This is a genomic window from Paenibacillus dendritiformis (genome assembly GCF_015845845.1).
GTDB lineage: Bacteria > Bacillota > Bacilli > Paenibacillales > Paenibacillaceae > Paenibacillus_B > Paenibacillus_B dendritiformis_C.
Genome location: NZ_LDIG01000280.1, coordinates 1 through 3,372, shown reverse-complemented (window position 1 = coordinate 3,372; position 3,372 = coordinate 1). Strand labels below are relative to the sequence as shown.

4 protein-coding genes and 2 pseudogenes are annotated in these 3,372 nt (G+C 48.0%); 2 read left to right on the top strand and 4 right to left on the bottom strand.

The annotated features are described in order from the left end of the window. The 4 genes and pseudogenes from ABD76_RS27650 to ABD76_RS30070 form a co-directional block, all read right to left on the bottom strand. Positions 1-379 (bottom strand): transposase family protein (locus ABD76_RS27650; RefSeq protein WP_197258173.1); only part of this gene is annotated, 379 nt, incomplete at its 3' end. 868 nt (positions 380-1,247) lie between these two features. Further along, on the bottom strand, positions 1,248-1,370 hold the full coding sequence (locus ABD76_RS30075) for a YjcZ family sporulation protein (protein WP_242069665.1): 123 nt from the start codon (positions 1,368-1,370) through the stop codon (positions 1,248-1,250). 82 nt (positions 1,371-1,452) lie between these two features. After that, on the bottom strand, positions 1,453-1,614 hold the full coding sequence (locus tag ABD76_RS27645; protein WP_338125210.1) for an S-layer homology domain-containing protein: 162 nt from the start codon (positions 1,612-1,614) through the stop codon (positions 1,453-1,455). Between the two features lie 201 nt (positions 1,615-1,815). Next, positions 1,816-2,111 (bottom strand): annotated as a pseudogene (locus ABD76_RS30070) (transposase); the annotation flags it as partial. A gap of 300 nt (positions 2,112-2,411) precedes the next feature. Between ABD76_RS30070 and ABD76_RS27640 the strand changes: the two are divergent. Both ABD76_RS27640 and ABD76_RS27635 read left to right on the top strand, forming a co-directional pair. Next, positions 2,412-2,681, top strand: a complete 270-nt coding sequence (locus ABD76_RS27640; protein ID WP_197260100.1) for a hypothetical protein — start codon at positions 2,412-2,414, stop codon at positions 2,679-2,681. A gap of 41 nt (positions 2,682-2,722) precedes the next feature. Next, a pseudogene (locus ABD76_RS27635) lies at positions 2,723-3,372 on the top strand (phage baseplate assembly protein V); the annotation flags it as partial.

Sequence of the window (3,372 nt, the reverse complement as noted above, 5' to 3'; positions counted from 1 at the left end):
TCTGCATGCGAGCGCTATGCGCTGCTGTAGAACCAAGCGATTGTTCAACGGTATGGAATCGAAAGAGACTGCTGTAGCGCTGTTTGGGGCCGACAAATTCATACATCCATACAAATCCGGCTTCGCAGTGTTTACAGAACATGCGAATGGAGGGCACGTGCAGATAGGTTTTTTTCTCGAACACGGGAAGATGTCGGACGATCCGTATGCCATTGCTTCCTTTGCGGATGACATTTTGATCCGACCCACAGCACGGACAGCATTGCTTTTCGCTGACGGGGAAAGCTTCTATGTGAAGTTCATCGGCATCGATGGACAGGATTTGGCGGATTTTTAGCTCTGGTATGTCGAGTAATTCATTGATATACTGGTTTTGCATCTGTCTATTCCTTTTTTGTTGTTCGGTGAGACTTACAACATTACAGGATTAGCAGATGTTTTTCCATTTTCAGCCTGAGATTATTTCGTCAAGCACTGATTACGGTTTTGAGCCGGAAAAATAACTCACTTTTTTTCGGGTGATAATAATGGTTGTCGATATAGTTTGCCATATAAGGAAGGTCGAGAGTATATAAATAGGTTAAATCAATTACCTACATATGATGAAACCGAAGATTTTTAAGAGCCGTGGGATTCCTTCCTCAACGGCTCTTTGCCGATCACCAGCGAACCGGCTTGGCAACAGTATACCAAATAAAACCATGGAGCTAAAGTCCTTTAAGAACAAGAAAAGGGCCGTACACAGACGGCCCACTGATAAGGAGGCAAGGAACCATAATAGGTATGCCCTAATTAACTGGTCGTGATACTGGTCCAATCATTTGAAGTACTTTCTCATATTGTATTTAAGAAAAGGGGGTGGCTTGAATGAGACATCATCGGAGAAAAACAATCACTGTTGTTCTGCACCGAGGTCAAAGAGTATTGGTGGAGTGCAAAAAACGTAAAAGACATTGTTGTGAAAGACATTTTTGGTAATTACTAATTTTTGTGGAGCACCCGTCGAACCATGCTCCACCCCGTGCTACCCGTAAGAAGAAAGCCTCGGAATAATCCCGGGGCTTTTACCGTATATGTTTGATCTGCAGCAAAAAAAGGAGCCCCGCCAACACAATGCCAGCAGAGCTCCTTTCCACCGGTTCCTCCGGATTTGTATACATTTATACCAAATAAAATAGCCCTGCTGAAGAGGCAGGGCATATAATGAAGTTGCTCCATGGGTATAGACGCAGGTCTTGCCAGTGATCTTACCAGATACATGCACGAGAAATAATTACAAGCAAGATAAACAGAACCAAGATTACCCCCGTTGAAGTCCAGAGACCTCCGAGGCCACACGAACCTCCAACCCCTCCAACAACACCGCTCATAAGGCAACCTCCTCTCTTCTAGGTACTCATATGATATGAAATGAGTCGCGTTTTGACTTGGCTTGAACCCAATAAGAGAAAATTAGGCTTTGTCCCCTAACTGCTTCAATAGCCGTTCCAGAACAACGGCCACCTCTGCCCGCGTAATCGGCTCGTTCGGCGCGAAGCCGTTTCCGCGCCCGGACATAAGGCCGGCGTCCATCACACGCCGAATAGACGCCTCTGCCCAGTGCCCTATCGGCACCGCAACTCAAGACGTTGTACTGCGCGTGATTTCAGTTCCTCATAAATTATAATACGCTTGGAATCTAATGGAGTCTATTTCGTGGAAAGACGCTCATTCGGTCCCTGTCCCCACCGTCCCCAGTCGTAATAACACATAAAAATCCCTGGCATAATGCAAGTCCAAAATTGTTTGTAAGTTCCCTTAAGTAAAACTCGCTCTCTACCTTAATCGCACACTTTTGGAGGGGGTTTTTACGTTCGTTTTTCTCCACTCCAAATCATCCGTCATATCCAGATACTTTCGGCCATTGCTCCATTTTTCATCTATCTCCATTAGCAAGGCTCCAAGTAATCGTTAGGCAGAATCGCGGCGTGGAAAGTTACGAATCACACCGCACGACGCCGTACTTCCTTGTTTACACGCTCTGTCGTACGCAGACGCTTACGGTACTTCTCTGGAATCGACATTGCTGCCGTAGCATCGTCGAAACCTTGTTCCGATATAAGCATCGCTCGCGAGTGGAGGCTTGCTGCTCCCGCCTCTCCCTGGCATCGACCCCCTGGTTCCCGATGTAGAGCGGACTCACCTGTTCACGGCTCCCATTCCCGGACAACGAGGCGGCCGAAATAAGGCTCTCGCAATATATGATGGAAACATCTGGTTTTAATTCGACGGATTTCGCTATCAACTGCCTATAATTCGGTGCGATAGACCTGTGTGGAAGACTCATTGACGCCTGTTAGGCATTTTTTTATGATGTAGACAAAAAACGGGATATTTGGTGTGTTTATTCGAGCAAAGGGACGGTGATTCGGATGGAATTTATGGATGAAAAAATTCAGGTGCTCCTGAACGAAGCGGAGAAAGCGAAGGAGCCGCACGATATCCGCACGGGATCGGTACGGGTTGGAAAGCGCTACTACACGTTCGAGGAGCAACCGTTCTTCGACGGCAAGCTGACGATGTATATCCCGCAGGATTTTACGGACATCCGTATTGGACGATGCATCGATAACGGTCCAATGGAATCTTTCTGGGGAACTCTAAAATGCTTTCATACCAACTTCGCTATCAGCCCACGATAAAAACCGTGGGCTTTCTTGCTCAGAAAAAATCTGTAAAAAATCTCGTTTTGGGGGCCCGGTTGGCTTTTCAGGGACACAGTTTGTTTGTCATTCAGGCCTATACGGAGATGAGGCAGGGGCTGCTGCGGCATCAATATGTGCTGACCTCGTACAAAGGATTACGGCAGAAATGCTACTATCAGGAAAAATTGGCGGGTGCTTCGCTAGGCGGGGTGGTCGTGGACGTGCGTCAGGATCAGGTGCGTATCCATCTGGATTGCGACGAGAAGCAGGAGGTCGATCAGGCGCATTGGTTTCCTTATTCAGCGGTGTATAGCGGCGGGGGACATACAGGCTGGTACGTGATGCCGGAAATAGGGGATCCGGTTTATTTGTATTTTCCAGGCAGCCGTGAAGAGGATGGGGTTGCGGGAAGTGCGGTTCGACGGGCGGGCAGAGAGCGCGGACACAACAAGTTTTCCAATCCGCAGATGAAAATCTGGCGAACGCCTCATGGAAAAGAAATTCGTCTGGGACCGGATGAACTGGTTGTGTCGGGGAAGGATGGCGCTATTTTTATCAAGCTGGACGATAGCGAAGGCATTCATATTGTGAGCAATAAGCAGGTGAATATATCGGCGGGCGGCAACCTGAGCTTGTCCGCCGGGAAAAAGATGAGTTTGTCCGCAGGCAGCGAGCTGCGTATGGAGTG

What these genes read in the sequence shown, in the direction of transcription:
- ABD76_RS27640 (WP_197260100.1), top strand. Translation starts at nt 2,412, where the DNA reads ATGGAATTTATGGATGAAAAAATTCAGGTGCTCCTGAACGAAGCGGAG.
- ABD76_RS30075 (WP_242069665.1), bottom strand. Translation starts at nt 1,370, where the DNA reads ATGAGCGGTGTTGTTGGAGGGGTTGGAGGTTCGTGTGGCCTCGGAGGT.